Origin of the sequence: Aliiroseovarius sp. F20344 (assembly GCF_023016155.1) — a bacterium.
Lineage (GTDB): Bacteria > Pseudomonadota > Alphaproteobacteria > Rhodobacterales > Rhodobacteraceae > Aliiroseovarius.
This window is the reverse complement of the sequence record NZ_JALKBG010000008.1, coordinates 626,785-653,253: the sequence shown is the minus strand read 5'-3', so window position 1 is coordinate 653,253 and position 26,469 is coordinate 626,785. Positions and strand designations below refer to the sequence as shown.

Here is a 26,469-nt window from a genome sequence, read left to right as displayed (position 1 = left end):
ACTCTATTGGGATCAATACCCCATAATCATGTTTTTCAGCGCATCCGCCTGCTGTGACAGCTCTTCCAGACGCGCTTTGACAACATCACCGATCGAGACCAACCCAACCATTTCATCACCCTCCATCACGGGCATGTGGCGAAACCGGCCTTCGGTCATGGTTTGCAGCACTTGAATGGCACGATCTCCTGGCGCGCAGGTGATCAGCTTGGCTGTCATCAGATCATCGACAGGCTTATCCAAACAGCCAGTTCCGACCTTGCCGAGCTCGGACACGATATCCCTTTCAGAAAGGATACCCTTGGGATGCACCCCATCGTCCGACACGATCACGGCCCCGATTTTCTTTTGGGACAGAAGGTTTGCCGCATCCGCCACCTTGCTGCCCGGCTTTACCGTGGCCACCCCATCAAGTGACTTATCTTTGAGGATCTGGTGAATGAGCATTGGCGCCCTCCTGCTTGAATATCTTGTATTTTTCTGTCCCCAGCGTCGCTCTTTACGCAACAAAATGTCAAGAGCTCTTTGCAGCTGCAGCGATATCAGGTCACCAAACCTTCCAATCGCGTGACTTCATCCCGGATGCCGCGCATCAGCTCTTCGCCCACGCGGGCAAACCGCTCCATGCGCGCGTCGCCTTCGTGACGCACAAGGTAGAATGAGCGACGGATCGACAGCTCATCCGTCAACACCCGTTGCAGATCAGGGGCGGATGGCAAAATAAAGTCGTGGGTCACGCCCACTCCTCCACCCTGCTTCACAAGGCCCAACTGGACCGAAACCAGATTTGACGCGAGCGCAGCCTTTTCGACCCCAAGCTCTTCTAGGAAATCCAGCTCGGGATAAAAAATCATGTCCTGAATGTATCCAACTACCGGGTGGTGTCGTAGATCCGCAAGACAGTCCAAAGGGGCTGCCTGCTTGAGATAGCTGCGCGATGCGGCCAGATGCAGATGATAGTCCGTGATCTTTTGCACAGTGATCCGGCCCGTTTGCGGTGGCGAAACTGTGATGGCCATATCAGCTTCACGCTTGGACAGATTGATCACCCGCGGCAAAGCGACGATTTGCAGCTCCAGCTCTGGATGATCTCTTTGAATGGCGGCGCAGACTTGCGGCAAGATGAAACTGGCGCATCCATCAGTTGCGCCGATGCGCACTTGCCCCGACAACTGGCCAGATTGACCAGCCAATTCGTCCACCCCCGACATCACCGCCTGCTCTGCCCGCTCGGCATGTGCCAGCAACCGCAATCCCGCTTCGGTCAGCGCATAGCCTTGCGGAGATTTCGTGAACAATGGCAGTCCCAGATCAGCCTCAAGCTTTGACACGCGCCGCCCAACCGTCGCTGCATCACGCTTCAACACACGCCCAGCGCGCGAGAGGCTTTCCCCGCGCGCCACCGCCAAAAACACTTTCAGATCATCCCAATCCAAGACTGCCCCCCTTTTTCTTGTTTCAATTGCCCTGGGATAAGGCCCACAGGGCCGAGGGGCAAAGCCCTTGATCCAGATCACGCCTGCACCCCATCATTGCAAAAATGCAAAATGCTTTTGGAAAACTAACCCTTTTCTTGGCAATTCTGCAAGACTATCCTGCGCCCAACTATTGGGAGAAGTACCATGCAAAAACTAGGACACTGGATTGACGGCCAGATGGTCGATGGAACATCGGGCCGCACTGCCGACGTCTACAACCCCGCCACCGGCGAAGTGCAGGCACAGGTAGCCTTGGCCACAAAAGCCGAGCTGGACGACGCCGTTGCCAAAGCCGCCGAAGCTCAGAAAGCTTGGGGCGCCACCAACCCGCAGAAACGCGGCCGCGTGATGATGGCCTTGGTTGGCCTTCTGAACCGTGACATGGACAAGCTGGCCGAAGCCCTGTCGCGCGAGCATGGTAAAACCATTCCTGACGCAAAAGGCGACGTACAGCGTGGTCTGGAAGTGATCGAATACTGCATCGGTGCAGCCCAGATGATGAAGGGTGAATTCACCGACAGCGCTGGCCCCGGCATCGACATGTATTCCATGCGCCAACCTCTGGGCGTTGTAGCCTCGATCACACCGTTCAACTTCCCAGCGATGATCCCTCTGTGGGGCATGGGCCCGGCTTTGGCCGCTGGTAACGCGATGATCCTGAAACCGTCCGAGCGTGACCCGTCGGTTCCGCTGATGCTGGCAGAGCTGTGCAAAGAAGCTGGCTTGCCCGATGGTGTTCTTCAGGTTGTAAACGGCGACAAAGACGCTGTTGACGCGATCTTGGACAACGAAACCATTCAAGGCGTTGCCTTCGTAGGGTCAACCCCAATCGCCCACTACATCTACTCGCGCGCAACCGCCAACGGCAAACGTGCGCAGTGCTTCGGTGGCGCGAAAAACCACATGATCATCATGCCCGACGCGGACATCGAACAAGCGGCTGACGCGCTGATCGGCGCTGGTTTCGGCGCTGCTGGCGAACGCTGCATGGCGATCTCGGTTGCCGTGCCTGTTGGCGAAGAGACCGGCGACAAGCTGCGGGATGCCCTTGTACCTCGCATCGAGAAGCTGAAAGTTGCCCCCTACACTGCTGGTGACGATGTGGACTATGGCCCGGTTGTGACCTCGGCCGCCAAAGAAAACATCCTGCGCCTGATCAACTCGGGTGTAGAACAGGGTGCTGATCTGGTTGTCGACAACCGCGACTTCAGCCTGCAAGGCTATGAGGACGGCTTCTTTGTTGGCCCGCATCTTTTCGACAACGTCACCACCGACATGGACATCTACAAGCAGGAAATCTTCGGGCCGGTTCTGTCGATGGTTCGCGCTGAAAGCTATGAAGAGGCCCTCGGCCACGCCATGGACCACGAATACGGCAACGGCACCGCGATCTTCACCCGGGACGGTGACACCGCGCGTGACTTCGCCAACCGGATCAACATCGGTATGGTCGGCATCAACGTTCCGATCCCGGTTCCGCTGGCCTATCACACCTTTGGCGGCTGGAAGAAGTCGGGCTTTGGCGATCTGAACCAGCACGGCCCGGACGCGTTCAAGTTCTATACACGCACCAAAACGGTCACCCAGCGCTGGCCGTCGGGTATCAAAGAAGGTGGCGAGTTCAACTTCAAAGCCATGGATTAAACCCACTATTAGATCTCACGAAACGCCCCGGTAATTGACCGGGGCGTTTTGTGTTTCCGGGTCCATTTTTGCCTCAACGCTTGTTCAAACACCAATCTCTTGCCAAACTGACCTTGCGCGACGATGACACAAGGAATGGCCATGGCCCGAGAAGCTCCTACGTTCTCAATCGGCATCGAGGAAGAGTATCTTCTGGTCGATCGCGATAGTTTTGCCCTGCAAGAAGCCCCGGAAGAAATGATGGAAGCCTGCCGGGCAGAATTGGAAGGTCAGGTCAGTCCTGAATACTTGCAGTGTCAGATTGAAATCGGCACCCGAGTCTGCGCCGACATCTTGGAAGCGCGTGATGATCTAAAGCGTCTTAGGGCGTCCGTTGCCAAGAACGCCAAGGACTATGGGCTGGCCCCCATTGCAGCAAGTTGCCATCCCTTCGCCAATTGGAAAGACCAGCATCACGTCAACAAAGATCGCTACAACGATCTGCGCCGCGATCTGGCCGGCGTGGTTCGCCGGATGCTGATTTGTGGGATGCATGTGCATGTCGGCATTCCCGATCCCGACACACGGATCGATCTTGTGAACCAGCTGACTTACTTTTTGCCGCACCTTCTGGCCATGTCGACCAGTTCGCCCTTTTGGCAGGGCGAGGATACGGGGTTGGCGTCCTATCGCCTGACGGTCTTTGATAACCTGCCCCGCACCGGGTTGCCCCCACAGCTGGGCAGCTGGTCGGAATATGAACGGTCTGTGCAGGCGCTGGTAGACATCGGCGTGATCGAAGACAGCTCGAAAATCTGGTGGGATCTGCGCCCTTCGGCCCGTTTCCCCACGATCGAGGCAAGGATCTGCGATGTTCAGCCCCGGCTGGAAGACACGCTGTCGCTGGCCGCATTGATCCAATGCCTGACGCGGATGCTGTGGCGGTTGAAGGCCAAGAACCAACGCTGGCGGCTTTATGATAACTTCCTGATAGGCGAAAACCGCTGGCGGGCGCAACGCTATGGCGTTTCGGGCGGATTGATCGACTTTGGTGTGGGTGAAATTGCCCCGTTTGATGAGCTGCTGGATGAGATGATCGAACTGGTCAAAGAGGATGCCGAAGCGTTAGGTTGTGTCGCTGAAATTGAAGCGGCGCGCCATATCCTGACAGGTGGGACTGCAGCTGATCGGCAACGCGCTGTCTACCAAGACAGCATCCAGGCCGAGAAGCCGAAAGACGAGGCCCTGCGCGACGTGGTCCGTCATTTGGTCGATGCCTTTCACGACGGGCTGTAAGTACCGTATTTCTACGTGGTTTTTCGCGGGCTTAGACCCAAGTAAGTCACGGTGACCGGCGAAACAGTGACCGCGCTTGAAAAACTCCTGTAAGGATTGCGCCATATGTTGCGCCCAGACACGTGGACGGGAGGACCAGATGGATTTCGCGCTGACCGAGGAACAGACCCTCATTTTCGACATGGCCAAAAGCTTTGGCGAAGAGAATATCGCACCCAATTCCGAGAAGTGGGAAGCGGAAGAATCCATCCCGAAAGAGCTTTGGCCGCAGCTGGCTGAGCTGGGATTTGGTGGCATCTACGTGTCCGAAGAATATGGCGGGTCTGGCTTGTCGCGCCTTGACGCCACACTGATTTTCGAAGCGCTCGCTATGGCCGATCCCGCCATTGGCTCTTTCCTGTCGATCCACAATATGTGCGGCGGCATGATCGACAAGTTCGGCAAGGAAGAAGACAAGCAAAAATGGCTTCCTGCGCTCTGCTCGATGGAAAAGATATTCTCGTACTGTCTGACCGAACCGGGCTCAGGCTCGGACGCGGCTGCGCTGAAAACCCGCGCCGAGAAAACCAACGAAGGCTACGTGTTGAACGGCAACAAGGCGTTCATCTCGGGCGGCAATTATTCAGACGTGTACGTCACCATGTGCCGCACTGGCGAAGACGGCCCCAAGGGTATTTCGACCGTCGTGGTTGAGGCTGGCTCGCCGGGTCTGAGCTTCGGCGCGAATGAACGCAAAATGGGCTGGAAGGCACAACCGACCTCTCAGGTGCAGTTTGACGATTGCGCCGTGCCGCATGTGAACCTGTTGGGCGAAGAAGGCAAAGGCTTTGTCTATGCCATGGCTGGACTGGACGGTGGACGTCTGAACATCTCAGCCGGTGCTCTTGGTGGCGCGCAGAAGGCTTTGGATCTAACGCTTCAGTATATGGGCGAACGCAAGGCGTTTGGCAAAACCATCGACCAATTCCAAGCCCTGCAATTCCGTCTGGCCGAATACGAAACCAGACTGCAAGCCGCGCGCACCTTCCTGCGTCAGGCCGCGTGGAAGCTGGACAATGGCGCACATGATGCGTCCAAATTCTGTGCCATGGCCAAGCTGATGGTGACCGACGCTGCATTTGACGTCGCCAATGGGTGCCTACAGCTACATGGCGGTTATGGCTATCTGTCCGATTACGGTATCGAAAAGATCGTGCGGGACTTGCGCGTGCACCAGATTCTGGAAGGCACGAACGAGATCATGCGCCTGATCGTCGGACGTCAATTGTTGGCAGAACGCGACCGCGGCTGATGTCTGACATCTCTATCCGTATAGAAGGCAAGGCTGGGCGGATCACATTGACCCGCCCGGACGCGCTAAATGCGCTCAGCTATGACATGTGCCTTGAGATCGACGCAGCCTTGATCAAATGGGCCGAAGATGATGACGTAGCGCTGATCCTGATCGATGCAGAAGGCGACCGCGCCTTCTGTGCCGGGGGCGACATCCGCGAGATTTACGAGATCGGCCTGTCGGGCGATCACACCCGCGCGCAAGAATTCTGGCGCGATGAATACCGCATGAACGCGCGCCTGTTTGAATTCCCCAAACCCGTGGTCAGCTTTATGCAAGGCTTCACAATGGGCGGTGGCGTCGGCGTGGGCTGTCACGGCTCACACCGGATCATGGCGCGGTCTTCCCGCATGGCGATGCCGGAATGCGGGATCGGGCTGGTGCCGGATGTGGGCGGATCGATGATCTTGGCGCATGCGCCGGGACGATTGGGGGAATATATCGGCATGACCGGCGCACGCCTTGCACCGGGCGACGCGATCCATGCAGGCTTTGCCGATTACGTGATCCGTCAGGCCGAATGGGACGCGCTGAAGGCAGACCTGATCCGCACCGGCGACCCAAGTCATATCGACGAAGCTGCGATCCCGCCGATCCCTGGCAACCTGTCGGCCATGCAGCCAATGATCGACGCCCATTTCGGTGGCGGCAGCTTGGGCGAGATCGTCGCATCGCTGCGTGCTGAAGACAGCCAGTTTGCCGAGAACACGCTGGAGCTTTTGGGCCGAAACTCGCCCCTGTCGATGGCCTGTACGGTCGAGATGCTTCACCGCATGGCTGGCACCCGTGACGTGCGCGCGTCGCTCGAACTGGAATACCGCTTCGTCTATCGTGCACTGGAGCATTCCGATCTGGTGGAAGGCATTCGCGCCGCCGTGATCGACAAGGATCGCAAGCCGAATTGGGAATACGACATGGAAAACCTGCCGCAAGAGGCAGTCGAACATATGCTCGCCCCCTTGGGCGACAATAAACTGACATTCTAGGGAGAAGCTCATGAAAATCGGATTTATCGGACTGGGCAACATGGGTGGCCCGATGGCTGCAAACTTGGCCAAGGCCGGTCACGAGGTCACCGGCTTTGACATGGCCCCGGTCGACATCGAAGGCGTAGCACTAGCCGCATCAGGTGCGGAAGCGGCGGCTGGCAAAGACGTGGTCGTAACCATGCTGCCCAACGGCCAGATCCTGCGCGCTGTTGCGAATGAAATTGTCCCGGCGATGGACAAGGGCGCAGCCTTTGTTGATTGCTCGACCGTAGACGTTGAAAGCGCCCGTGCGGTGGCAGAACAAGCCGCTGCGGCAGGACTTCTGCCGGTAGACGCCCCCGTATCGGGTGGCGTTGGTGGCGCGGCAGGTGGCACGCTGACCTTCATGGCCGGCGGCTCGGCCGAGGCCTTTGCGAAGGCGGATCCCCTCTTCGACATCATGGGCCAGAAGGCTGTGCACTGCGGCGACAGCGGCGCTGGTCAGGCCGCCAAGATCTGCAACAACATGATCCTTGGCATCACCATGATCGGCACCTGCGAAGCCTTCGCTTTGGCCGACAAGCTGGGTCTGGACCGTCAGAAGATGTTCGACGTCGTATCAACCTCGTCGGGGTACAGCTGGACGATGAATGCCTATTGCCCGGCGCCGGGCGTTGGTCCTCAATCGCCTGCGGACAATGACTATCAGCCGGGCTTTGCTGCTGAACTGATGCTGAAAGACCTGCGTCTGAGCCAGCAAGCCGCCGAGGCCGCGGATGCCGACACCCCGATGGGTCAGGCCGCCACGGACCTTTACACCCAGTTCGTCGAGAAAGAAGACGGTCTGGGCATGGACTTTTCGGCCATGTTGCCGCGGTTTGAAAAACGCGGTCGCAGCTAAGGCACAATCGGTCTAGCTTGGTGACATGAGCTGGACCGAACACACACACGAGATTGCCAATCTCGATGCCCCTGCCCGCGCGCTTTTGGACACGCTTGCGCCAATGGATGTGCCCGAAGGGGCCGTACTGTTTTGCCCCGGCGAGGCCGTAATGGGATATGTCGTCATGCTGTCCGGGCAGGTCGATGTGAACCTGATCGGCCCCAACGGGCGCGATATCTTGCTGTATCGCGTCGCTCCGGGCCAAAGCTGCATCCAATCCACATTGGGACTGCTCGGGGGCGACGATTACACCGCCGAAGCCATGGCCGAGACCCCGGCCCGGCTTGTGCTGATCCCACGCGACGTCTTCTTTGCCCTTCTGGACAGTTCTCCCGGCTTTCGTCGGCTGGTTTTCGGGGCCTTTGCAGAACGCATGCAGTCGATGATGCAACTGATCGAGAACGTGTCTTTCATGAGCGTCGAAGCGCGGTTGGCGGCCCTTATTCTTGACCGCTGCGGCCCCGATGGATGCTTGCACATGACACAGGCAGAAATGGCGACAGCCATTGGCACCGCGCGCGAGGTCATCTCGCGTCGGTTGGACAAGATGGCGCATGCCGGATCGGTGGCGCATGAACGTGGGGTTGTGACAATCTTGGACCGCAAGGCCTTGAACGCGATTGTCAGCGGAACAGCTTTTTGAACCCACTATGTGACCACGTCACATGCCTTTCCATGAATGCCTTGCTAGCAAGGTGTCAGACAAGGAAAGGAGTTCAAAATGCTCAAACGTAACGAAGGTAATCTGGATCGTATCCTGCGTGTCGTCGCGGGTCTTGCCCTGTTGGGGTGGTATTTCTTCGCGGGCGGCCCGATCTGGGCGCTGATCGGTATCGTACCATTGGCCACTGGCGCCCTTGGGTCCTGCCCGGTTTATTCGATCTTCGGGATCAATACCTGCAAACTGAAAAACAACGTTCAGTAATTCGCAACCAATGCCATCTATATCGGTATAGGTAGCGAGTAGAATAGTATACGCCGGGCCCTCTCGAAAGGCCCGGCGCTGTTGTTTTGGAGGGCAGCGCGACGCTGCCCCTTTTCTATTTCGTGATGATCTCCGGCCCCATGAACGTGTTGGGCAGGAAGGTCGACAACCAAGGTATGTAGGTGATCATGATCAGGAAGACGAACAGAACGGCCAGGAAGGGCAATGCTGCACGCACGACTGACATCATCGGCATACCCGCGACACCACTGGTCACGAAGAGGTTCAGACCAACCGGTGGCGTAATCATCCCAATCTCCATGTTGACCACCATGATGATGCCCAGATGGATCGGGTCGATGCCCAGCTCGATGGCAATCGGGAATACCAAGGGTGCGACGATCACCAAGAGGCCCGACGGCTCCATGAATTGACCACCGATCAGCAGGATCACGTTGACGACGATCAAGAACATGACCGGACCGAAGCCCGCGTTCAGCATGGCACCCGCGATTTGCTGTGGTACTTGCTGTTCGGTCAGCACGTGCTTCAGGATCAGCGCGTTGGCAATCACGAACAAGAGCGTGACTGTCAGTTTGCCCGCCTCGAACAGCGTGTGCTTGGTATCGGGGTGGAACATCGAGGTGATGAGTGCCTGCGGCTTCTTGAACAGGCTGACCTTTTCACCGGTCGATGCCTCAAGATTGCCAGCCGATACACCGGCTGCAGCACCCGCCAGCGGTCCCATGTCCTTGTAAACAAAGGTCGCGATCAGGAAGGCATAGACAGCAGCCACAGCAGCGGCTTCCGTCGGCGTGAAGATACCACCATAGATACCGCCCAGGATGATGACGATCAGGAACAAACCCCAACCGGCGTCACGACCAGATTCGATGATCTCGCCCCAGCCCTTCCATTCACCCTTGGGCAGGTTTTTGACTTTTGCGATGACATAAATCGTTACCATCAGCATGAAACCCGCCAGTAGACCCGGGATCACACCAGCAAGGAACATCCGACCGACCGAGACTTCGACCGAGGCGGCATAGACTACCATCACGATCGACGGCGGGATCAGGATGCCCAGCGTACCGGCGTTACAGATCACACCGGCAGCGAATTCCTTGGAATAGCCCACTTGGCGCATGCCTGCGATTACGATGGATCCGATGGCCACAACAGTTGCAGGCGAAGAGCCAGAAAGCGCTGCGAACATCATACAGGCGAACACGCCAGCAATTGCCAGACCGCCCGGAAGGTGACCAACACAAGCGATCGAGAAGCGGATAATCCGGCGCGCCACACCACCCGTCGACATGAAACTTGAGGCCAGAATAAAGAATGGGATGGCCAGCAGGGTGAAGTGCCCTTCGAAAGCTTCAAACAAGGTGCCGGCGACCGACGCCAGCGTGGCATCCGAGTAGAACAGCAGAAATAGAATTGAGCTCAGGCCCAGGCTGACTGCGATTGGCACGCCGATCAGCAGAAGGCCGATCACCATGGCAAATAGAATTACGACGTCCATTAGTCATGCTCCCCCAATTGCTCGCGAACTTCTTGGATTTCATCCTCGACTTCGTGGCTTGCGACCAGTCGGTCAGTGTTCCCGTTCCAAATGGCAAGTGAGGCCTGAAGGAACCTAAAGAGCAACAGGATCATGGATATTGGAAGAACCACATAAGGCACGACTTTCGGGAGCTTCTCGTAGGATTCCCCATAGTTGATCAGGTCTTCAAGAAACGAGAATATCCCCACCATCGGGACGTCCTGCACCTCGTAGAAGGATTGCGAACGGAACTTCTCAACAAAGCCCGTCGGGAACCAACGCCCCGAAGTGGGTGGCAGGTCAGCGAATACAGCCCAGTAGTCATACGCGCCCTTCACCATGAAAACGGAAAACAAGACACAGGCGGCCGCCGCAATCAGCCCCATAACACGCGCGACAGCTGGCGGAACCATGTTGACGATTGCGTCAACGCCCAAGTGGCTGTGTTTCTTTACCGCATAAGATGCGCCCAGCAGCACCAGCCACCCGAAAAGGAACACGGTCAGTTCCAGCGCCCATAAAATGTTAGAATTGAACCCGAAACGAGCGATGACATTTGCGAATGTAATCGCAGTCATCAGCCCAAGGAGCGTCGCGATCAGCGTCTCCTCGATTTGGTCCACGAAGGTGTGCTTGTGTTGCATGTCCCCGTCCCCGCAGAATTTTTGCTAAATATGCGGGCCCGCTGGGGCTCCGCTACACCTGAGGTGTTCCGGGACGCAGGCGCGCGTCCCGGAGAGATTTGTATGGCTTACGAGCCAGCGTTGATCGCTTGTGCCGCGTCGATGTTTTCCTGGCCAACATCGTCTGCGAACTGTGCCCAAACCGGCTTCATGGCGTCCACCCATGCTTGACGCTGTTCTGCGTCCAACTGGCGAACCTCACCACCAGCTTCGATGATCGATTGCTTGGCAGCTTCGTTGACTGCGGTCGATTCAGCATTACGTGTGGTGGTCACTTCCGACAGAATGGTTAGGAACTGATCACGGACGTCTGCGTCAAGGCCTTCCAGCCAGTCGATATTGGTGACAACAAGATAGTCGATGACACCGTGGTTGGTCTCGGTGGTGCCGTCCTGAACTTCGAAGAACTTCTTGCCGTAGATGTTCGACCAGGTGTTCTCTTGCCCATCGACAACGCCCTGCTGCAGGCCGCCATAGACTTCCGAGAAGGCCATCTTCTGCGGGCTGCCACCAATGGCTTCCATCTGAGCAACCAGCACGTCAGACGATTGAACACGGAATTTCAGACCGGCAGCATCGGTTGGCAGAACCAGCGGTTTGTTGGCCGACATCTGCTTCATACCATTGTGCCAATAAGCCAGCCCCTGGAGACCGCGACGCTGCATGCTGTCCAGAAGGGCCTGGCCGCTGTCTGAAGCTTGGAACGCGTCAACCGCATTGATGTCATTGAACATAAACGGCAGGTCAAAGATACGGAACTGCTTGGTGAACTTCTCAAACTTCGACAGCGAGGGTGCAGCCAACTGAACGTCGCCCTGCAGCATTGCTTCCAGGACCTTGTTGTCGTTGTAGAGGGTCGAGTTCGGGAAAACCTCCATGCAAGCCTTGCCGTTCATCTCGTCATTAACGCGTTGCTCAAGCAGCGAAGCGGCGATGCCTTTCGGGTGCTTGTCGGTGTTGGTGACGTGGCTGAACTTGATGACGATTTCACCGTCATCACAGGCCGCATTTGCGGTGGTGACAGAAGCGGCGATGGCAAGGGCCGAGGCCGCAAGGGTCAGGAATTTCATGTGGTGTCCTCCCAGACAGATATTGGAAAGCGCCCATTTTTGAGCAGCTGCCTTATTGGGTCACGGGAATGTGACAGCGCCAAGGGGAAGCACACTATGCGGGCTGCTTTCGCTTTAAACTGTTATATTTCATATAATTAAACGAACCCCTTCCTATTGCATGCCGGCTTTGCAGCAACTGCATGGGCGGGATACCACACAGCACATATGGCAATCTGTGCGGATTTTCACACAGTTCAGGTGCGATAGTCCTCGGGCCGAATCCCGTGGCGCGCAAGTTTGTCGTAAAACGTCTTTCGCGGCAGTTTCAGCTCTTTCGCAGCTGCCGTTGCACCACCTAAATGACGCTTAAGCGCATCCATTAAAAGCGAGCGTTCGACCTGTGCCAGTTGCTCGGACAGACCAAGCCCTACATCATCGCGCGGCGCGCCCAGCTCGGCCAATCCAAGCCCCATAGAAAAACGCATCGCCGCATTCATCAAGGCACGCGCATTCCCGGGCCAATCTTGCGCCATGAGCTCTGCAATCACATCCCGACCGACCTCGGGTGGGGACAGCGCCGCTTGCTCGGACGAGATTGAGACATAGTGCCGGAACAGCAGCGGGATATCTTCCTTGCGCTCGCGCAGGGCTGGGATGCGGATACGCAGAAGATCGAGTTTGTAATAAAGGTCCGAATTGAAGCGCCCAGCGCGCTGTTCAGCGTCCAGATCGCGATAGCTGCCCGCCACCATGCGCCAGTCTCCGGGCTGTTCCAGAAGCTCCAGCAATTGAAACTGAATGGCCCCGTCCAAGGCGCCCACCTCGTCCAAAAACAAGGTGCCCCCCTCGGCACGCTTGATGCCTGCCGCAAGCGCATCTGCGCCCAACCCTGCTGCGGCCAGCTTTATAAACGGACGTGTCGCATCCCCAGACAAAAGATGCAGAACCTCGGCCACTTTCGATGTGCCTGACCCCGGCTCGCCGCAAATCAACACTTCGGCCTTCGTATTGGCAGCGGCACGCACGCGCGCGCGCAGCTCATCCGCCAATGTACTTTCACCGATCAACAGTCGTGCAGCCGCATCCCCGGTTTCGGCTTTGGCACGCAAAGCCCGGTTTTCTAGCACCAACGAACGTGTCTGGAGTGCGCGGCCCAGCACAGCAAGCAACGTGTTCGGGTCACAAGGTTTTTCCAGAAAATCAAAAGCTCCTTCGGACATTCCACGCACAGCCGTCGGAATATCCCCTTCTCCGGTCAAAAGGATGACCGGCAGTTCAGGGTCTACGGCCTGCGCCTGCATTAAAAGCGCAAACCCGTCTTTGCCTGGCATCCGAATGTCCGACAGGACCACACCATCAAATCCTGTGGCAATATGGTCTTTGGCCTCGACATAGCTGCCAGCAGAAATCACCGTCAGACCAGCGAGTTCCAGCGTTTGGCTCAGCGCCTCCCGCACCATCATATCGTCATCCACCAACAACACGGACTGCGTCATTCTGTATCCTCCCAATGTGGCAGCTCGACGGTAAACATGGCGCCGTTTTCGCAGTTTCGTCCGCGAATGTCGCCTCCGAAACTTTGCACCAAACCGTACGAGATCGACAGGCCCAGTCCCATGCCCTCATCACCGACCTGTTTGGTTGAAAAGAAGGGTTCAAATATCCGATCGGGGTCTTCAATGCCCGGCCCGGTGTCGCGCACCGTCACCGAGAGTTTCTTACCTTTGTTGATTGCTATGTGAATTTGCCGATCGTCTTGATCCAGCATTGCATCCGCCGCGTTGTTGATGAGGTTCACAAAGACCTGCGACAGTCGCACCTCGCCGGCTTTTGCATAGATCGGCTGGGGCGGAGGCATCCAGTCCAGCGTGATTCCATCCGATTTCAGGCGTGGTTCTGTCAGCTCGATCGCAGTGGACACCACGTGGCCCAAATCCACCTTTCCCATCGGCTCGTTCTCATTACGGGCAAAGGCACGCAGATTCTTGACGATCCGCCCCATCCGATGCGCCAATTCCGAGATGCGCGTCAGGTTTTGCCCGGCTTGCTCCTCCTGCCCGCGTTCCAAAAATAAAGTTGCGTTTTCCGAGAAGCTGCGGATGGCCATTAGTGGTTGGTTCAACTCGTGACTGATGCCCGCAGACATCTGCCCCAAGGCCGAAAGCTTACCCGCCTGCACAAGATCATCCTGCGCCTTTTTCAAAGCTGCTTCTGCTTCGCGCCGTTCGCGGTTCTCTCGCTGCAAATCCTGGTTGGCTTCGGACAAGGCCGTTGTACGTTCCGCCACCCGTGCCTCTAGCCGGGCATTGGCGGCGGCCTCAATTCTAAGCCGTTCGTTCAACGCCCGTCTGCGTTCACCCACAGCCAACAACAGCCCTCCGATGCCCAAACAAATCGCAGCCGCAATTGCCGCCAAAAGTGCTGCACTGCGTTCGGCAGGTGTTGTATCAAGCAAGATCTCCCCGCTTAACCCCACGACCGGCAGGCGTCGAGTCAGGTGTAGTGCGCGATCCGGCAGATAAGGCCCGGCCTCAAGCTGCCAAACCTCGTACCCCGTCCAACTGGAAACGCTGCTGTTTAGAAAGCGTGCCGTCGGGCGGGCTACATTCACAAGGTCCAGCCGGTTGGCCGCAAAGACACGCGCTCCGTTTAGCGTGAAAAACAATGCCGCCGCAGTTGAGGGCCAGTTCTCCTCAAAATCCAGCAGGTCTGTGCGTGCTATCACCACACCTTGGCCTTGCCCTTCTTTATTCAGAACGGGCGCTGCAAACGAAAACACCCGCCGTGTCGTGTCTTTGACCTGCGCCTGAAACCGCGCATCCGCGCCAAGGGCTCCGGTCAAGGCACGGTGGATCAAAGGGCTGGACGGATCCAGTTTCGTCGCGGTCCGGTGCGACGCCGCCAACACCTGCCCGTCCCGATCAATCAGCAGAAGCTGATGCGCGCCTGTCATATCCGCCATGGATTGAAGCAACTGATCTGCTGCTTCCGCATTCGTATCGCTTAACCGGCGTTTCAGAACGGGATGCTCGGCCAACACCACCGCAAGTTCGCGGTACCGAAACAGATGGCGCGTCAACTGGTCCGAGGCCAGCGCAAGCTCGGACGACGCTTGTTCGGCCAGAGGTTTTAACGCAGCACGCCATGCCGCAGCCCAGACCCCTGCACTGATCAGCAGTGTCCCAAGAAGAAAGGGAAAAACCCATTTCGTATGCAAGAAGCGAAACATGGGGCGAGCATAGAAAGCAGCACTTGCATTGACCAGCGGCTTTAAGGAACATGCGCCTATGAAGCGATTGACCCAATCTCCTACAGATCCCGATTTCATCCAGAATCCGTATACGTTCTATGACCGTGCCCGTTCAGCCGGGGATCTGTTTTTCTGGGAAGATTATGACCTGCCGATGGCTGTCAGCTTTCGGGCCGCGAATGCGTTGCTTCGGGATCGCCGCTTTGGGCGTGAACCCGTTGAACCACTGCAGTTTCCCAACCATCTGGCCCCGTTTTATGCGGTCGAAGCGCATTCGATGCTAGAACTGGAAGCCCCCCGCCACACTCGGCTGCGCAAGCTTGTCCTGCGGGCCTTCACCTCTCGTCGCATTGCCGGGCTGGGTCCCGAGATCGAAGTGCTGGCGCATGAACTGATCGACGCATTTCCCGCAGGCGATTTCGACCTGCTGCCCGCCTTTGCCACGCGCATTCCTGTGATCATTATCTGCCGCCTTCTGGGCGTGCCTGAAGACCGCGCAGACGACTTGCTAAAATGGTCTAATGCCATGGTATCGATGTACCAAGCACGCCGCACGCGCGCGATTGAAGACGCCGCAGTTTCCGCTACAGAAGACTTCGTCGCATTCATGCGCAGCTATGTTAATGAGCGACGCAACGATCCACGCGACGACCTGATCACAGAACTGATTGCCGCCGAGGCTGAAGGAGAGAAGCTGTCCACGGACGAGCTGATCTCGACCTGTATTTTGCTGCTAAATGCTGGTCACGAGGCCACCGTGCACGCGATGGCGATTGCCGTGAAGACCCTGCTGGAGCATGGAAATCCCGCTGGGGCTTTGGCGCCTGATGCGATTGACGGAACAGTTGAGGAGCTTTTGCGCTTCGATCCCCCGCTTCATATGTTCACCCGCCATGTCTATGAGGACACGACACTTTACGGGCAGGAGTTCAAACGCGGGGACGAAATTGGGCTTCTGTTAGGGGCTGCCAATCGTGACCCGGATATGTGGGACGAACCGAATGAGTTCGACCCGACCCGGCCGATCAAACAGAACACAGCCTTCGGAGCGGGGGCGCATTTCTGCATTGGGGCACCACTGGCTCGGTTAGAGATGGCCCATGCCCTGTCGATCCTCTTTGATCGCTGTCCAAACCTGCAAATGACCGCTCCGCCGCAATATGGAAATGTCTATCATTTCCACGGATTGGAACGGCTCATGGTTCGTGTGTGATCAGATTGGCAACTCGGTCGAGAACTTGATCTCTTCCATCGACAATAGCGCGGTGACGTTGAAGATTTTCACCTCGGAAATCAGCGCCTGATAGAACTCGTCGTAAGCGCGGGCGTTTTCAACGCGGACCTTCAGGATATAGTCGATCTCGCCAGCCAAGCGGTGCGCTTCCATCACTTCGGGACGGGCACGTAAGGCATTCAGGAATTTTTCCTGCCAATCGGCCTCATGCTCGGACGTGCGGATCAGTACGAAGAAACAAGCCTCGAACCCAAGACTTTCAGCATCCATCACCATCGTGTTTTGACCGATCACACCGCCTTCACGCATCTTACGAATCCGGTTCCAGACCGGGGTCTTGGATGACCCCACTTTCTTAGCAATTACATCTAAAGACTGCCCCGCATCGCGCTGAAGCTCGCGCAGGATTTTCCGGTCGATCTCGTCAAGCCGAACAGACATTCTGCTTTTTCCCTTCTTCTGGTCCGAGCGTTCCAATTGGCGCGCAAACCGAAACAACATTCCTTATTTACCGCGAGACCTCGCGGAATAATGGGAAAATGTCCTATATATTGCCCGAACGCAACCGGAAAGGACATGCCATGCCCCGCCCATTTAGCCCCAAAGTGGTAACCGCCAACGACCTAATCGAAGGCGACGTGATCTATATGGCCCGCAACGGGTCGTGGGTGCGCGACATGTGTATGGCATGGCTGATCGAGGACGAAGCCGAGGCAAACGCCCAGCTGGCCCATGCCGAAACCGAACCCGGCGTCGCCGTTGGCCCGTATTTAGCGGACGCCGCCGCAGGCCCGCTTGGCCCGATCCCCACCCATTTCCGCGAAGCTTTCCGTGCCACCGGCCCGTCGAACCGCTTCCACGGCAAACAGACACAGCAATCGGCACCGGAGGCCGTGGCCAATGTATGATTACAACCATTTCGACGAAAGCTTCGTGCGCAACCGCGTATCGCAGTTCCGCGAGCAAGTGGGCCGCCGTATCTCGGGCGCATTGACCGAAGATGAGTTTAAACCGCTGCGCCTGATGAACGGCGTTTATCTGCAGCTGCACGCCTATATGCTGCGGGTCGCGATCCCATATGGGTCGCTCAACCCCAACCAGATGCGCCAACTGGCGATGATCGGCGAACGCTGGGACAAAGGCTATGGCCACTGGACCACGCGCCAGAACATTCAATACAACTGGCCGCGCCTGTCGGATATTCCTGATATGCTGGACGCGCTGGCGGATGTTGGCATGCACGCCATCCAGACCTCGGGCAACACGATCCGCAATGTGACCGCAGACCACTTCGCCGGTGCCGCAGCGGACGAGGTTGAAGACCCCCGCCCCACCGCCGAGCTGCTGCGTCAGTGGTCCACCGACCACCCGGAATTCCAATTCCTACCGCGCAAATTTAAGCTGGCCGTGACCGGCTCGAAAGCTGACCGCGCCGTTACCAAGGCACATGACATCGGTATCCGCATCGTAAAGAACGAAGCGGGCGAGGTTGGCTATCAGATCATCGTTGGCGGTGGTCTTGGCCGTACGCCGGTTGTCGGTCAGGTGTTGAAAGACTTCCTGCCCCGCGAAGATCTGCTGCCTTATGTCGAGGCCATCGTCAGCGTCTACAACACGCTGGGTCGCCGCGATAACAAGTATAAAGCCCGCATCAAGATCACCACGATGGAGAACGGGATCGACAAGATCCACGAGTTGGTCGAGGCGCGCTTTGCCCAATTGCGCCCGCTGTTTTCCGGTGTGGATCAAGAGCATTTCGCCAATATCGCGGCTGACTTCAAAGCGCCGGAGTACAAGACCGCAGCGCTGGACGGCTACCACGCCGCACGCGACGCCGACCCGATCTTCCGGTCGTGGAGCGATACCAACGTGGATGATCACCGGGCGGACGGCTATGGGATCGTCACGATCTCGATGAAAGCGCATGGCGCAACGCCGGGCGACGCCAACTCGGATCAGATGCGCGTGCTCGCTGATTTGGCCGAACAGTTCGGCCACAGCGACATCCGTATCAGCCACGAGCAGAACGTGATCTTCCCGCATGTCCACCGTTCGGACCTGCCTGCGATCTTCGCCGCCTTGCGTGCGCATGGCATGGCGACAGCCAATGCCGGTCTGATCTCGGACATCATCGCCTGCCCGGGCATGGATTACTGTGCGCTGGCCACGGCCCGCTCGATCCCGGTCGCACAAGAGATTGCCGAACGTTTCGACGAGCTGAAGATCGAGCACGATATCGGCCATTTGCAGATCAAGATCTCGGGCTGCATCAACGCCTGTGGTCACCACCATCTGGGCCATATCGGCATTCTGGGTCTGGATCGTGCGGGCGTGGAAAACTATCAGATCACCTTGGGTGGTGACGCCGGCCCGGACACTGCGATTGGCAAACGGGCGGGTCCCGGCTTTGCCTATGACCAGATCGTCCCGGCCATCGAACGCCTTGTGCACGCTTATCTTGAGCACCGCGAGGACGAGAGCGAGACCTTCATCGACGCCTTCCGCCGTCTGGGCGAAGCGCCGTTCAAGGCTGCCCTCTATCCGGAAGAGGACAAGTCCAATGCCGCTTGAAATCCCCCTTCCCCCCGCGGAAGAGCGTGCGGCAGATCTGAATAGTCGCTACAAGCACCATTCCGCAACATCGGTTGTGGAACGGGCGCTTTCAGACAGCACCATTGGCTCGCTTGCTCTGGTCTCTAGCTTCGGCGCGGAAAGCGTTGTCCTGCTGCATCTGGTGGCCAAGGTCGACCGCACGGTTCCAGTGATCTTTCTGGACACGCAGATGCTGTTTCAGGAAACGCTCGACTATCAAGTTGAGGTGGCCGAGAAGCTGGGCCTGACCGATGTGCGCGTTGTTCATCCGGACCCGGAAGAGCTGTTCGCCCGCGACCCGGACAACATTCTGCATCTTGCCGACACCGATGCCTGCTGCGCCGTGCGCAAAGTTGAACCGTTGGATAATGCCCTGAAGGGCTTTGACGGCTGGATCACCGGGCGCAAACGCTTTCAGGGCGGCAAGCGTGTGGACCTAGAGTTCTTCGAGGCCGAAGACGGTCTGCTGAAGGTCAATCCGTTGGCGCACTGGGCGGCATCAGATGTGCAAGATTACCTGATCAACAACCGACTTCCCAAGCACCCGCTGGTCAGCCGCGGCTTCCCGTCAATCGGCTGTGCACCCTGTACCTCGGCTGTGAAACCAGGTGAAGACCCGCGCGCCGGACGTTGGCGCGGGGCCGAGAAGACAGAATGCGGCATTCACTTTGTCGACGGAAAAATGGTTAGAATTGGAGCAGAAGCATGAGCGTGATTGTAACCGATAACGGCTTTGCCCGTGACGACTGGACTGAAGGGTTCGCCACCGTGGACGAGCGCGCTGCCAATGACACGCGCGGGTTGCACATTGCCTCGGACACGGATCCGGCGGCTTTGGCTGATCTAATGGTGGGCGTGCCTGCCATTCGCATCGACTTTCCGTCTTTTGCGGATGGTCGTGGTTTTACACTGGGCCGTCAGCTGCGCCTTCTGGGCTTTGAAGGGCGTCTGCGCGCCCATGGCCATGTGATCTCGGACCAATACGCGATGGCGCGTCGCTCGGGCTTTGACGAGGTCGAGATCTCGGACGAGCTGGCTCAGCGCCAACCCGAATCCGAATGGCAGTTCCGGGCGGACTGGAAAGCCTATGACTATAGGTCGCGGATGACCGGCTAGACCGGCCTTCGCAACCCTCCTATATACTCTGACAAGAAAGGGCGAGGCACCGTACCTCGCTTTACGCTGATGAATGAAGTGACGCCCGTTATGGATGCTGAAACCAAAGTAAAACCGGTCCCGACCCTGCCCGACGCGCAGACGGTGACCGAAGTTGAACATTACACCGACCGCCTGTTCCGCTTCCGCTGCACGCGCCCTGCCAGCCTGCGCTTCCGCTCGGGCGAGTTCGTGATGATCGGGCTGATGGGCGACCCGGACCCGAAGACCGGCAAACAGAAACCGCTCCTGCGCGCCTATTCCATCGCCTCGCCCAGCTGGGATGAAGAGCTCGAGTTCTATTCGATCAAAGTGCCAGACGGCCCGCTGACCTCGAAGCTGCAGCACCTTCAGGTTGGGGACGAGATCATCTTGCGTCCGAAACCCGTTGGAACCTTGGTGCACGACGCGCTGATCCCCGGCAAGCGCATCTGGTTCTTCGCCACTGGCACTGGTTTTGCCCCCTTCGCCTCGCTTCTGCGTGAGCCGCAGACCTATGAAGATTACGACGAGGTGATCATCACCCACACGTGCCGCGAAGTCGGCGAACTGACCTATGGCGCGAACCTGATCGAGGCGCTGAAGGATGATGAGCTTCTGAACGAAGTGATCGGCGAGGGCTTCTGGAAGAAGATCAAGTACTATCCGACCACCACCCGTGAAGAGAGCCCCAAGATGGGCCGCATCACCGACCTGATGCGCTCGGGCGAAGCGTTTAAGGATCTGGGCGTTGAGCCCTTGAACCCTGAACATGACCGCGCGATGATCTGTGGCAATCTGGCCTTTAACCTGGAACTGAAAGAGATGTTCGAGGAATACGGGCTTGAGGAAGGCGCGAACTCTAAGCCTGCACAATATGTGGTCGAGAAAGCGTTCCTGGACTGATCCACGCTGATCACAGCTGACAGATTTGCCGCCCGCTGCACCCCCGTGCAGCGGGCGGCTTTGTTCTCTGTATGTTCCTTCCGGCGACGCGATGCTAATCTGAACCCATGCAGATTCTCGACCGGCCTCATTTCCCACCTACCAAGACCCGCACACACGAGGTCTATGGCCCTGGCGCACCGGTCTTCGCCTTCGCGCTGGCCGCGCGATTGGGCGGGCCCTGCTTGTGGGTGCGCGGCGGATGGGACGCGGCCCAGATCAACCCCAACGGCTTTGCCCCCTTCATCGACCCGGCTGACTTTGCCCTGTGTAACACCAAGGACCAGATGCAATCACTGGCCGTCGCGGAAGAGGCGCTGCGCGACGGGGCCGTACCGCTTGTCGTGATGGCGCTGCACAAGCCTCTTGGTTTGACCGAGGGCCGGCGCCTGCAACTTGCCGCCCGCGATGGAAAATCCACCGGCTTGGCAATTATTCCTGAAGGCATGGGCAGCAATGCAGCCGAGACGCGCTGGCATTGCGCGCCGGTTTTTGACCCGGAATATGGCGGCGAAGACTCGACTCTGCATCGGTGGGAGCTTAAAAAGAACAAATCAGGAACATTGGGTGTTTGGTATGTTCGATGGGATCGGGCGTCGCGTCGTGTCGTTGTGGTTCCCCCGGTTGGCAAGTGACCGGGTTCTACGCCGCTGTCCGCTGGATGGCCCCTTTGCCCTGACCCAGAAAATCAGCAACACGGATCGGCTGTATTGTCTGAACGCGCAGGCGCTGAAGCAAGGGTTGCACGCGGGCATGCCCTTCTCTGACGCCCGCGCCTTTTGCCCGGACCTGCAAACCGCCCCGGTGGAGCTGCCGCAGGACGAACGTTTCCTGCATCTGTTGCGCCGCTGGGCCACGCGCTATTGCCCGTGGGTCGGGCTTGAGGGTCGGGATGGGCTGGTGTTGGACGTGACCGGAGCCACCCATCTGTTTGGCGGCGAAAACCGGATGTTGGCCGACATGCGGATGCGTCTGATGCGCGCGGGGCTGTCGGTGCAAATCGGGATGGCGGACACGCGGGGGGCGTCTTGGGCCTTGGCCCATTTTGGCGAGGGCGTGGCCCCTGCGGGCAATCCCCTGCCCGTGCTCCAGACGCTGCCCGTGGCGGCGCTGCGGCTGGGGGACAAGACCACCACCGCGCTGGAGCGGTTGGGACTGCGCAAGATCGGCGATCTGGCCAGCACTGCCCGCGCACCCCTTGCACGACGCTTTGGGACGGATGTGCTGATGCGGCTGGACCAAGCCCTTGGCCATCAGCCCGAGGACATCACCCCGCTGGCCGACCCGCCCCATTTTGGGGTCCGCATGACCCTGCCCGAGCCCATTGGCCTGATCGGGGATGTGATGGCGGGCGTTTCGCGCCTGCTGGATCAGCTTTGTGCCAAGCTGCAAACGCATGAGATGGGTGCGCGGGTGCTGACAGTCACGGTGCGCCGGGTGGATCAGGACAGTCAGGATGTGGAACTGCGGCTGGCCCGCGCCCTGCATGATCCCCAACGCATCCTGCCGCTCTTTGAACGTGGCCTGACCGAGGTCGACGCGGGTTACGGCATTGATCAGCTCAGGCTTCAGGCCACCCATGTCGAACCCCTGCGTGCCCAGCAGATCACCCATGCCTCGACCACGCAAAACGGCAGCGCGGGGCAGCTTGAGGATCTTGTCACCCGGATCGGTGCGCGCATTGGGCTTGAGAACATCCAGCGTTTCCTGCCCGCCGACAGCCACATCCCTGAACGCAGCTTCCTGATCGCCCCCGTTGCCTATTCCGAGGCCACGCGCGGCGGGCCATGGGCCTGTACACAACCCCGCCCCCTGTCCCTGTTCCCGCCCGAATCGATTGCTGCCCACGGCCCACAGCCCCCCAAGCGCTTTCGCTGGCGGCGCATGTCCCTGATCACAGGACGCGCTACGGGGCCGGAACGCATCGCGCCGGAATGGTGGTTTCAAGATGAAAACTGGCGCGCGGGCCTGCGCGATTATTGGCGGGTCGAGACCACGCAAGGCCGCAGGCTGTGGCTGTTTTATACCCCACAGAATCCCGGCTGGTTCGTACAGGGGGAGTTTGCATGACTCCGCCCAACACGCCACATCTGCGCAGCCTACACACGCAGGGCAATTCCTATGCCGAGCTGTGCGTCACCACGAACTTCACCTTCCTGACCGGCGCCTCGCATCCGGAAGAGCTGATCGTCCGCGCGGCTGAGCTTGGGCTCTCTGCCATTGCCATCACGGACCACAACTCACTGGCCGGGGTGGTGCGTGCGTGGTCCGCCTTGAAGCAACTCAAGCAAGAGGCCGACGCGGCGGTGAAAATCCAGTCACAGCAGCGGGTGGATGCGTCTTCACGCCAGAAAACTGGCCCTGAGACACCGATTGCCAAGCCCGATACCGTCCAACTGCCAAAGCTGATTGCCGGATGTCGTTTGGTCTTGCAGGACAGCACAGTGGACTGGGTCGCCCTGCCCCGCGACCGCGCCGCCTATCAGCGCCTGACACGCCTGCTGACCTTGGGCAAACGCCGGGCCGAGAAAGGCCAGTGTATCCTTTACGCCAAGGACATGCTTGCCGCGTGCAAAAGCATGATCCTGATTGCCCTGCCGCAGAAAGGGTTCCGGCAGGCTGTGTCCGAGATCCAGCAAATGCGCCGCCGCTTTCCCGATCACGTTTTCTTGGGGGCAGCGCCTCGTTATGACGGAAGCGATCAGGCCTATCTGACGGCCTGTGCCGATCTCGCGCACCGCGCCTCGGCCCCGATGGTGGCCGTGGGGGATGTGCTGATGCACCACGCCAGCCGCAGGCAGTTGGCAGATGTGCTGACCTGTATGCGCGAACATATCACCATCGACCAAATCGGCACCCGCGCCCTGCCCAATGCCGAACGCCGTATCAAACCCGCCCACGATATGATCCGCCTGTTTCGCAACCACCCCGGCGCGATCCGCCGCACGTTGGAAATCGCGGATCGCTGCAGCTTTGATCTGGGCGAGCTGTCCTATGAGTATCCGCATGAAGAGGACGCGACCGAGCCCCCCTTCGCCCGGCTGGAACGGCTGGCGCAGGAAGGGCTGGAACGGCGCTATCCTAATGGCGCGCCGGACCGCGCGCGCACGCTGATGGCCAAGGAACTCGCGGTGGTGAAAGAGCTTGATTTCCCAGCCTATTTCCTGACCGTCCATGACATTGTGCAATTCGCCAAGTCGCAGGGCATCCTGTGTCAGGGGCGTGGATCTGCCGCCAATTCGATCCTCTGTTACCTTCTGGGCATCACCGATGTCAGCCCGGACATGATCTCGATGGTGTTCGAGCGTTTCATCTCGAAATACCGGGGCGAGCCGCCGGATATCGACGTGGATTTCGAACATGAACGCCGCGAAGAGGTGATCCAGTGGATTTACCAAAAATACGGCCGTCACCGCGCGGGGCTGTGTGCCACGGTGATCCATTTCCGAAGCCGTGCCGCCATCCGCGAGGTCGGGAAGGTCATGGGCCTGTCGCAGGACGTGACCGCCAGCCTATCCGGCCAGATCTGGGGGATGAGTAATGGCGGCGTCGATCTGGATCGCATCCGCGAGCTGGGGCTGGACCCCGACGACCGCCGCCTGATGCAAACCATCCACCTGATCCGCGAGGTCATCGGCTTTCCGCGCCACCTGTCTCAGCATGTGGGCGGGTTCGTCATCACGCGCGGACGGCTAGACGAGCTGGCCCCGATTGAAAACGCCGCGATGGAGGACCGCACCGTCATCTGCTGGGACAAGGATGACATCGACGCTTTGGGTATTCTGAAGGTGGATATTCTGGGGCTGGGGATGCTCAGCTGTCTGCGCAAGAGCTTCGAATTGCTGGACGAATTCGAGGGGCAGGATCTGAACATCGCCACCGTCCCGCAAGAAGACAAAACCACCTATGACATGCTCTGCGCTGCCGATGCGGTCGGGGTGTTTCAGGTCGAAAGCCGCGCCCAGATGAACTTCCTGCCCCGGATGAAACCGCGAACCTTCTATGATCTGGTGATCGAGGTCGCCATCGTCCGCCCCGGCCCCATTCAGGGCGGCATGGTGCAGCCCTTTATCAAGCGTCGTCAAGGGCTTGAGCAACCCGAACCCTTCGGCCCCGAACTGGAAGAGGTGACACGCCGCACCCTTGGCGTGCCGCTGTTTCAGGAACAGGCCATGCAGATCGCCGTGGTCGGCGCGGGCTTCACCGCGGAAGAGGCTGACCACCTGCGCCGCTCGCTCGCCTCGTTCCGGCGGATGGGCACGATTGGGCAATACCGCGACAAGTTCATCACCGGGATGCTGAAGAACGGCTACAGCACAGACGTCGCCGAGCGCTGTTTCGGCCAGATCGAAGGCTTCGCCGACTACGGCTTCCCCGAAAGCCACGCCGCCGCTTTTGCCATGCTGGCTTACGTGTCGGCCTGGATGAAATGCCACCACCCGGCGGTCTTTGCTTGCGCGCTTCTGAACTCGCAACCCATGGGGTTTTACGCGCCTGCCCAGATCGTGCGCGATGCCCGCGAACATGGGGTCGAAACGCGGCCTATCTGCGTAAACCATTCAGACTGGGACAACCGGCTGGAACGCCGCCCGGATGGAACGCTGGCGCTGCGGTTGGGGTTTCGCCAGATCAAAGGGTTTCGCGAGGAAGACGCAGGCTGGATCGTGGCGGCGCGCGGGAACGGATACCCGGATCCGCAAGCGCTGTGGCTGCGCGCGGGCCTGATCCCATCTGCGCTGGAACGGCTGGCCGAGGCGGACGCCTTCGCCGATATGGGCCTGACCCGGCGCGACGCGCTGTGGCAGGTCAAGGCGATCCAAAGCCCCAAGCCCCTGCCCCTGTTCAACGACCCAATTGACGGCGAAAACATCAACGAACCCTCGGTCGCCCTGCCCGCGATGCATCTGGGCGAAGAGGTGGTCGAAGATTACGTCGCCACCCGCCTAACCCTGCGCGCCCATCCGATGGAGCTTTTGCGCCCCAAAATACCCGGCCTGACCCGCCATGACACGCTGCAACAGGTGCCGTTGGGCCGCCATGCGGTCTGTGGCCTTGTCATCACCCGCCAGCGCCCCGGCACCGCTTCGGGCGTGATTTTCCTGACGCTGGAAGATGAAACCGGCGTCAGCAATGTGGTGGTCTGGCCCAAAGTCTATGAACAATACCGCCGCATCGTCATGGGTGCGCGGTTGCTGCAAGTGAAAGGCTATCTGCAACGCGAAGGCATCGTCGTGCACCTGATCGCGCAGGAGATCACCGACCTGTCTTACAAACTTTATGAACTGGGTCACCCAATGCCCGAGGCGCTCACCACAGAAGGGCCACGAGCAGACGACACCCCGAAAAAGTCCCGCTATCCTTCCCGCGCCATGCATCCGCGTGATCAGGCAAAACGACTATTTCCCAGCAGGGATTTTCACTAATCCGCAGGCCCCTCTCAATGACGCCCGCCCCAGCGCGCAGCCCT

General features: G+C 58.8%; 24 protein-coding genes. 16 read left to right on the top strand and 8 right to left on the bottom strand.

Going from position 1 to position 26,469, the window contains the following annotated elements; genetic code table 11:
- Positions 1-12 precede the first annotated feature (12 nt).
- Together MWU55_RS12125 and MWU55_RS12120 are read right to left on the bottom strand one after the other, a co-directional pair.
- Positions 13-447 carry a CBS domain-containing protein gene (locus MWU55_RS12125; protein WP_246936433.1) on the bottom strand — a complete coding sequence of 145 codons (435 nt, stop codon included), beginning with the start codon at positions 445-447 and terminating at the stop codon, positions 13-15.
- A 95-nt stretch (positions 448-542) separates the two neighbouring features.
- Complete coding sequence (locus MWU55_RS12120) at positions 543-1,436, bottom strand: LysR family transcriptional regulator (protein WP_246936432.1); 894 nt, start codon at positions 1,434-1,436, stop codon at positions 543-545.
- 186 nt (positions 1,437-1,622) lie between these two features.
- On the opposite strand from MWU55_RS12120, the gene MWU55_RS12115 reads away from it, so the two are divergent.
- The 7 genes from MWU55_RS12115 (at position 1,623) to MWU55_RS12085 (ending at position 8,566) form a co-directional block, all read left to right on the top strand.
- On the top strand, positions 1,623-3,122 hold the full coding sequence (locus MWU55_RS12115; protein WP_246936431.1) for a CoA-acylating methylmalonate-semialdehyde dehydrogenase: 1,500 nt from the start codon (positions 1,623-1,625) through the stop codon (positions 3,120-3,122).
- Positions 3,123-3,263: 141 nt separating this feature from the next.
- A complete protein-coding gene (locus MWU55_RS12110) occupies positions 3,264-4,397 on the top strand; it encodes a carboxylate-amine ligase (RefSeq protein WP_246937892.1) in 1,134 nt (377 codons plus the stop codon).
- Between the two features lie 139 nt (positions 4,398-4,536).
- Positions 4,537-5,688: an acyl-CoA dehydrogenase family protein gene (locus MWU55_RS12105; RefSeq protein ID WP_246936430.1), complete on the top strand. Its 1,152-nt coding sequence runs from the start codon at positions 4,537-4,539 to the stop codon at positions 5,686-5,688.
- Positions 5,688-6,716 (top strand): enoyl-CoA hydratase/isomerase family protein, encoded by a 1,029-nt coding sequence (locus MWU55_RS12100; RefSeq protein WP_246936429.1) that lies wholly within the window; start codon positions 5,688-5,690, stop codon positions 6,714-6,716. The genes MWU55_RS12105 and MWU55_RS12100 overlap by 1 nt, the downstream gene beginning before the upstream one ends.
- A 10-nt stretch (positions 6,717-6,726) precedes the next feature.
- On the top strand, positions 6,727-7,599 hold the full coding sequence (mmsB, locus tag MWU55_RS12095) for a 3-hydroxyisobutyrate dehydrogenase (RefSeq protein WP_246936428.1): 873 nt from the start codon (positions 6,727-6,729) through the stop codon (positions 7,597-7,599).
- Positions 7,600-7,624: 25 nt separating this feature from the next.
- Positions 7,625-8,284, top strand: coding sequence for a Crp/Fnr family transcriptional regulator (locus tag MWU55_RS12090; protein WP_246936427.1), 660 nt, complete (start codon positions 7,625-7,627; stop codon positions 8,282-8,284).
- Between the two features lie 78 nt (positions 8,285-8,362).
- Positions 8,363-8,566, top strand: coding sequence for a DUF2892 domain-containing protein (locus MWU55_RS12085; RefSeq protein WP_246936426.1), 204 nt, complete (start codon positions 8,363-8,365; stop codon positions 8,564-8,566).
- A gap of 115 nt (positions 8,567-8,681) precedes the next feature.
- Here the strand turns inward: MWU55_RS12085 and MWU55_RS12080 are convergent, their stop codons facing one another.
- The 5 genes from MWU55_RS12080 to MWU55_RS12060 form a co-directional block, all read right to left on the bottom strand.
- Positions 8,682-10,091 carry a TRAP transporter large permease gene (locus MWU55_RS12080; RefSeq protein ID WP_246936425.1) on the bottom strand — a complete coding sequence of 470 codons (1,410 nt, stop codon included), beginning with the start codon at positions 10,089-10,091 and terminating at the stop codon, positions 8,682-8,684.
- On the bottom strand, positions 10,091-10,756 hold the full coding sequence (locus MWU55_RS12075; RefSeq protein ID WP_246936424.1) for a TRAP transporter small permease: 666 nt from the start codon (positions 10,754-10,756) through the stop codon (positions 10,091-10,093). Before MWU55_RS12075 ends, MWU55_RS12080 begins: the two co-directional genes overlap by 1 nt.
- Before the next feature lie 107 nt (positions 10,757-10,863).
- On the bottom strand, positions 10,864-11,865 hold the full coding sequence (locus tag MWU55_RS12070) for a DctP family TRAP transporter solute-binding subunit (RefSeq protein ID WP_246936423.1): 1,002 nt from the start codon (positions 11,863-11,865) through the stop codon (positions 10,864-10,866).
- A gap of 236 nt (positions 11,866-12,101) precedes the next feature.
- Complete coding sequence (locus MWU55_RS12065; protein WP_246936422.1) at positions 12,102-13,343, bottom strand: sigma-54 dependent transcriptional regulator; 1,242 nt, start codon at positions 13,341-13,343, stop codon at positions 12,102-12,104.
- The gene (locus MWU55_RS12060; RefSeq protein ID WP_246936421.1) at positions 13,340-15,076 is read right to left on the bottom strand and encodes an ATP-binding protein; all 1,737 of its coding nucleotides are present in this window, start codon (positions 15,074-15,076) and stop codon (positions 13,340-13,342) included. The genes MWU55_RS12065 and MWU55_RS12060 overlap by 4 nt, the downstream gene beginning before the upstream one ends.
- 58 nt (positions 15,077-15,134) lie before the next feature.
- Here MWU55_RS12060 and MWU55_RS12055 point away from each other — a divergent pair, with 58 nt between their 5' ends.
- A complete protein-coding gene (locus MWU55_RS12055; protein WP_246936420.1) occupies positions 15,135-16,310 on the top strand; it encodes a cytochrome P450 in 1,176 nt (391 codons plus the stop codon).
- Here the strand turns inward: MWU55_RS12055 and MWU55_RS12050 are convergent, their stop codons facing one another.
- Complete coding sequence (locus MWU55_RS12050; protein WP_246936419.1) at positions 16,311-16,772, bottom strand: Lrp/AsnC family transcriptional regulator; 462 nt, start codon at positions 16,770-16,772, stop codon at positions 16,311-16,313.
- A gap of 140 nt (positions 16,773-16,912) precedes the next feature.
- Here MWU55_RS12050 and MWU55_RS12045 point away from each other — a divergent pair, with 140 nt between their 5' ends.
- From MWU55_RS12045 to MWU55_RS12010, 8 genes are all read left to right on the top strand, one after another.
- Entirely contained in the window at positions 16,913-17,239 is a 327-nt protein-coding gene (locus MWU55_RS12045; protein ID WP_246936418.1) for a DUF2849 domain-containing protein, read from the top strand.
- Positions 17,232-18,902, top strand: coding sequence for a nitrite/sulfite reductase (locus tag MWU55_RS12040; protein WP_246936417.1), 1,671 nt, complete (start codon positions 17,232-17,234; stop codon positions 18,900-18,902). Before MWU55_RS12045 ends, MWU55_RS12040 begins: the two co-directional genes overlap by 8 nt.
- Positions 18,892-19,632: a phosphoadenylyl-sulfate reductase gene (locus tag MWU55_RS12035; protein ID WP_246936416.1), complete on the top strand. Its 741-nt coding sequence runs from the start codon at positions 18,892-18,894 to the stop codon at positions 19,630-19,632. The genes MWU55_RS12040 and MWU55_RS12035 overlap by 11 nt, the downstream gene beginning before the upstream one ends.
- Positions 19,629-20,039 carry a DUF934 domain-containing protein gene (locus MWU55_RS12030; RefSeq protein WP_246936415.1) on the top strand — a complete coding sequence of 137 codons (411 nt, stop codon included), beginning with the start codon at positions 19,629-19,631 and terminating at the stop codon, positions 20,037-20,039. The genes MWU55_RS12035 and MWU55_RS12030 overlap by 4 nt, the downstream gene beginning before the upstream one ends.
- 69 nt (positions 20,040-20,108) lie before the next feature.
- On the top strand, positions 20,109-20,963 hold the full coding sequence (locus MWU55_RS12025) for a ferredoxin--NADP reductase (protein ID WP_246936414.1): 855 nt from the start codon (positions 20,109-20,111) through the stop codon (positions 20,961-20,963).
- Positions 20,964-21,070: 107 nt separating this feature from the next.
- On the top strand, positions 21,071-21,637 hold the full coding sequence (locus tag MWU55_RS12020; RefSeq protein ID WP_246936413.1) for a hypothetical protein: 567 nt from the start codon (positions 21,071-21,073) through the stop codon (positions 21,635-21,637).
- A complete protein-coding gene (locus tag MWU55_RS12015) occupies positions 21,579-23,072 on the top strand; it encodes a DNA polymerase Y family protein (protein ID WP_246937890.1) in 1,494 nt (497 codons plus the stop codon). The genes MWU55_RS12020 and MWU55_RS12015 overlap by 59 nt, the downstream gene beginning before the upstream one ends.
- Positions 23,069-26,425 (top strand): error-prone DNA polymerase, encoded by a 3,357-nt coding sequence (locus MWU55_RS12010; protein ID WP_246936412.1) that lies wholly within the window; start codon positions 23,069-23,071, stop codon positions 26,423-26,425. The genes MWU55_RS12015 and MWU55_RS12010 overlap by 4 nt, the downstream gene beginning before the upstream one ends.
- Positions 26,426-26,469: the final 44 nt, after the last annotated feature.

What these genes read in the sequence shown, in the direction of transcription:
- MWU55_RS12125 (WP_246936433.1), bottom strand. Translation starts at nt 447, where the DNA reads ATGCTCATTCACCAGATCCTCAAAGATAAGTCACTTGATGGGGTGGCC.
- MWU55_RS12115 (WP_246936431.1), top strand. Translation starts at nt 1,623, where the DNA reads ATGCAAAAACTAGGACACTGGATTGACGGCCAGATGGTCGATGGAACA.
- MWU55_RS12110 (WP_246937892.1), top strand. Translation starts at nt 3,264, where the DNA reads ATGGCCCGAGAAGCTCCTACGTTCTCAATCGGCATCGAGGAAGAGTAT.
- MWU55_RS12105 (WP_246936430.1), top strand. Translation starts at nt 4,537, where the DNA reads ATGGATTTCGCGCTGACCGAGGAACAGACCCTCATTTTCGACATGGCC.
- MWU55_RS12100 (WP_246936429.1), top strand. Translation starts at nt 5,688, where the DNA reads ATGTCTGACATCTCTATCCGTATAGAAGGCAAGGCTGGGCGGATCACA.
- mmsB (WP_246936428.1), top strand. Translation starts at nt 6,727, where the DNA reads ATGAAAATCGGATTTATCGGACTGGGCAACATGGGTGGCCCGATGGCT.
- MWU55_RS12090 (WP_246936427.1), top strand. Translation starts at nt 7,625, where the DNA reads ATGAGCTGGACCGAACACACACACGAGATTGCCAATCTCGATGCCCCT.
- MWU55_RS12085 (WP_246936426.1), top strand. Translation starts at nt 8,363, where the DNA reads ATGCTCAAACGTAACGAAGGTAATCTGGATCGTATCCTGCGTGTCGTC.
- MWU55_RS12080 (WP_246936425.1), bottom strand. Translation starts at nt 10,091, where the DNA reads ATGGACGTCGTAATTCTATTTGCCATGGTGATCGGCCTTCTGCTGATC.
- MWU55_RS12075 (WP_246936424.1), bottom strand. Translation starts at nt 10,756, where the DNA reads ATGCAACACAAGCACACCTTCGTGGACCAAATCGAGGAGACGCTGATC.
- MWU55_RS12070 (WP_246936423.1), bottom strand. Translation starts at nt 11,865, where the DNA reads ATGAAATTCCTGACCCTTGCGGCCTCGGCCCTTGCCATCGCCGCTTCT.
- MWU55_RS12065 (WP_246936422.1), bottom strand. Translation starts at nt 13,343, where the DNA reads ATGACGCAGTCCGTGTTGTTGGTGGATGACGATATGATGGTGCGGGAG.
- MWU55_RS12060 (WP_246936421.1), bottom strand. Translation starts at nt 15,076, where the DNA reads ATGTTTCGCTTCTTGCATACGAAATGGGTTTTTCCCTTTCTTCTTGGG.
- MWU55_RS12055 (WP_246936420.1), top strand. Translation starts at nt 15,135, where the DNA reads ATGAAGCGATTGACCCAATCTCCTACAGATCCCGATTTCATCCAGAAT.
- MWU55_RS12050 (WP_246936419.1), bottom strand. Translation starts at nt 16,772, where the DNA reads ATGTCTGTTCGGCTTGACGAGATCGACCGGAAAATCCTGCGCGAGCTT.
- MWU55_RS12045 (WP_246936418.1), top strand. Translation starts at nt 16,913, where the DNA reads ATGCCCCGCCCATTTAGCCCCAAAGTGGTAACCGCCAACGACCTAATC.
- MWU55_RS12040 (WP_246936417.1), top strand. Translation starts at nt 17,232, where the DNA reads ATGTATGATTACAACCATTTCGACGAAAGCTTCGTGCGCAACCGCGTA.
- MWU55_RS12035 (WP_246936416.1), top strand. Translation starts at nt 18,892, where the DNA reads ATGCCGCTTGAAATCCCCCTTCCCCCCGCGGAAGAGCGTGCGGCAGAT.
- MWU55_RS12030 (WP_246936415.1), top strand. Translation starts at nt 19,629, where the DNA reads ATGAGCGTGATTGTAACCGATAACGGCTTTGCCCGTGACGACTGGACT.
- MWU55_RS12025 (WP_246936414.1), top strand. Translation starts at nt 20,109, where the DNA reads ATGAATGAAGTGACGCCCGTTATGGATGCTGAAACCAAAGTAAAACCG.
- MWU55_RS12020 (WP_246936413.1), top strand. Translation starts at nt 21,071, where the DNA reads ATGCAGATTCTCGACCGGCCTCATTTCCCACCTACCAAGACCCGCACA.
- MWU55_RS12015 (WP_246937890.1), top strand. Translation starts at nt 21,579, where the DNA reads ATGTTCGATGGGATCGGGCGTCGCGTCGTGTCGTTGTGGTTCCCCCGG.
- MWU55_RS12010 (WP_246936412.1), top strand. Translation starts at nt 23,069, where the DNA reads ATGACTCCGCCCAACACGCCACATCTGCGCAGCCTACACACGCAGGGC.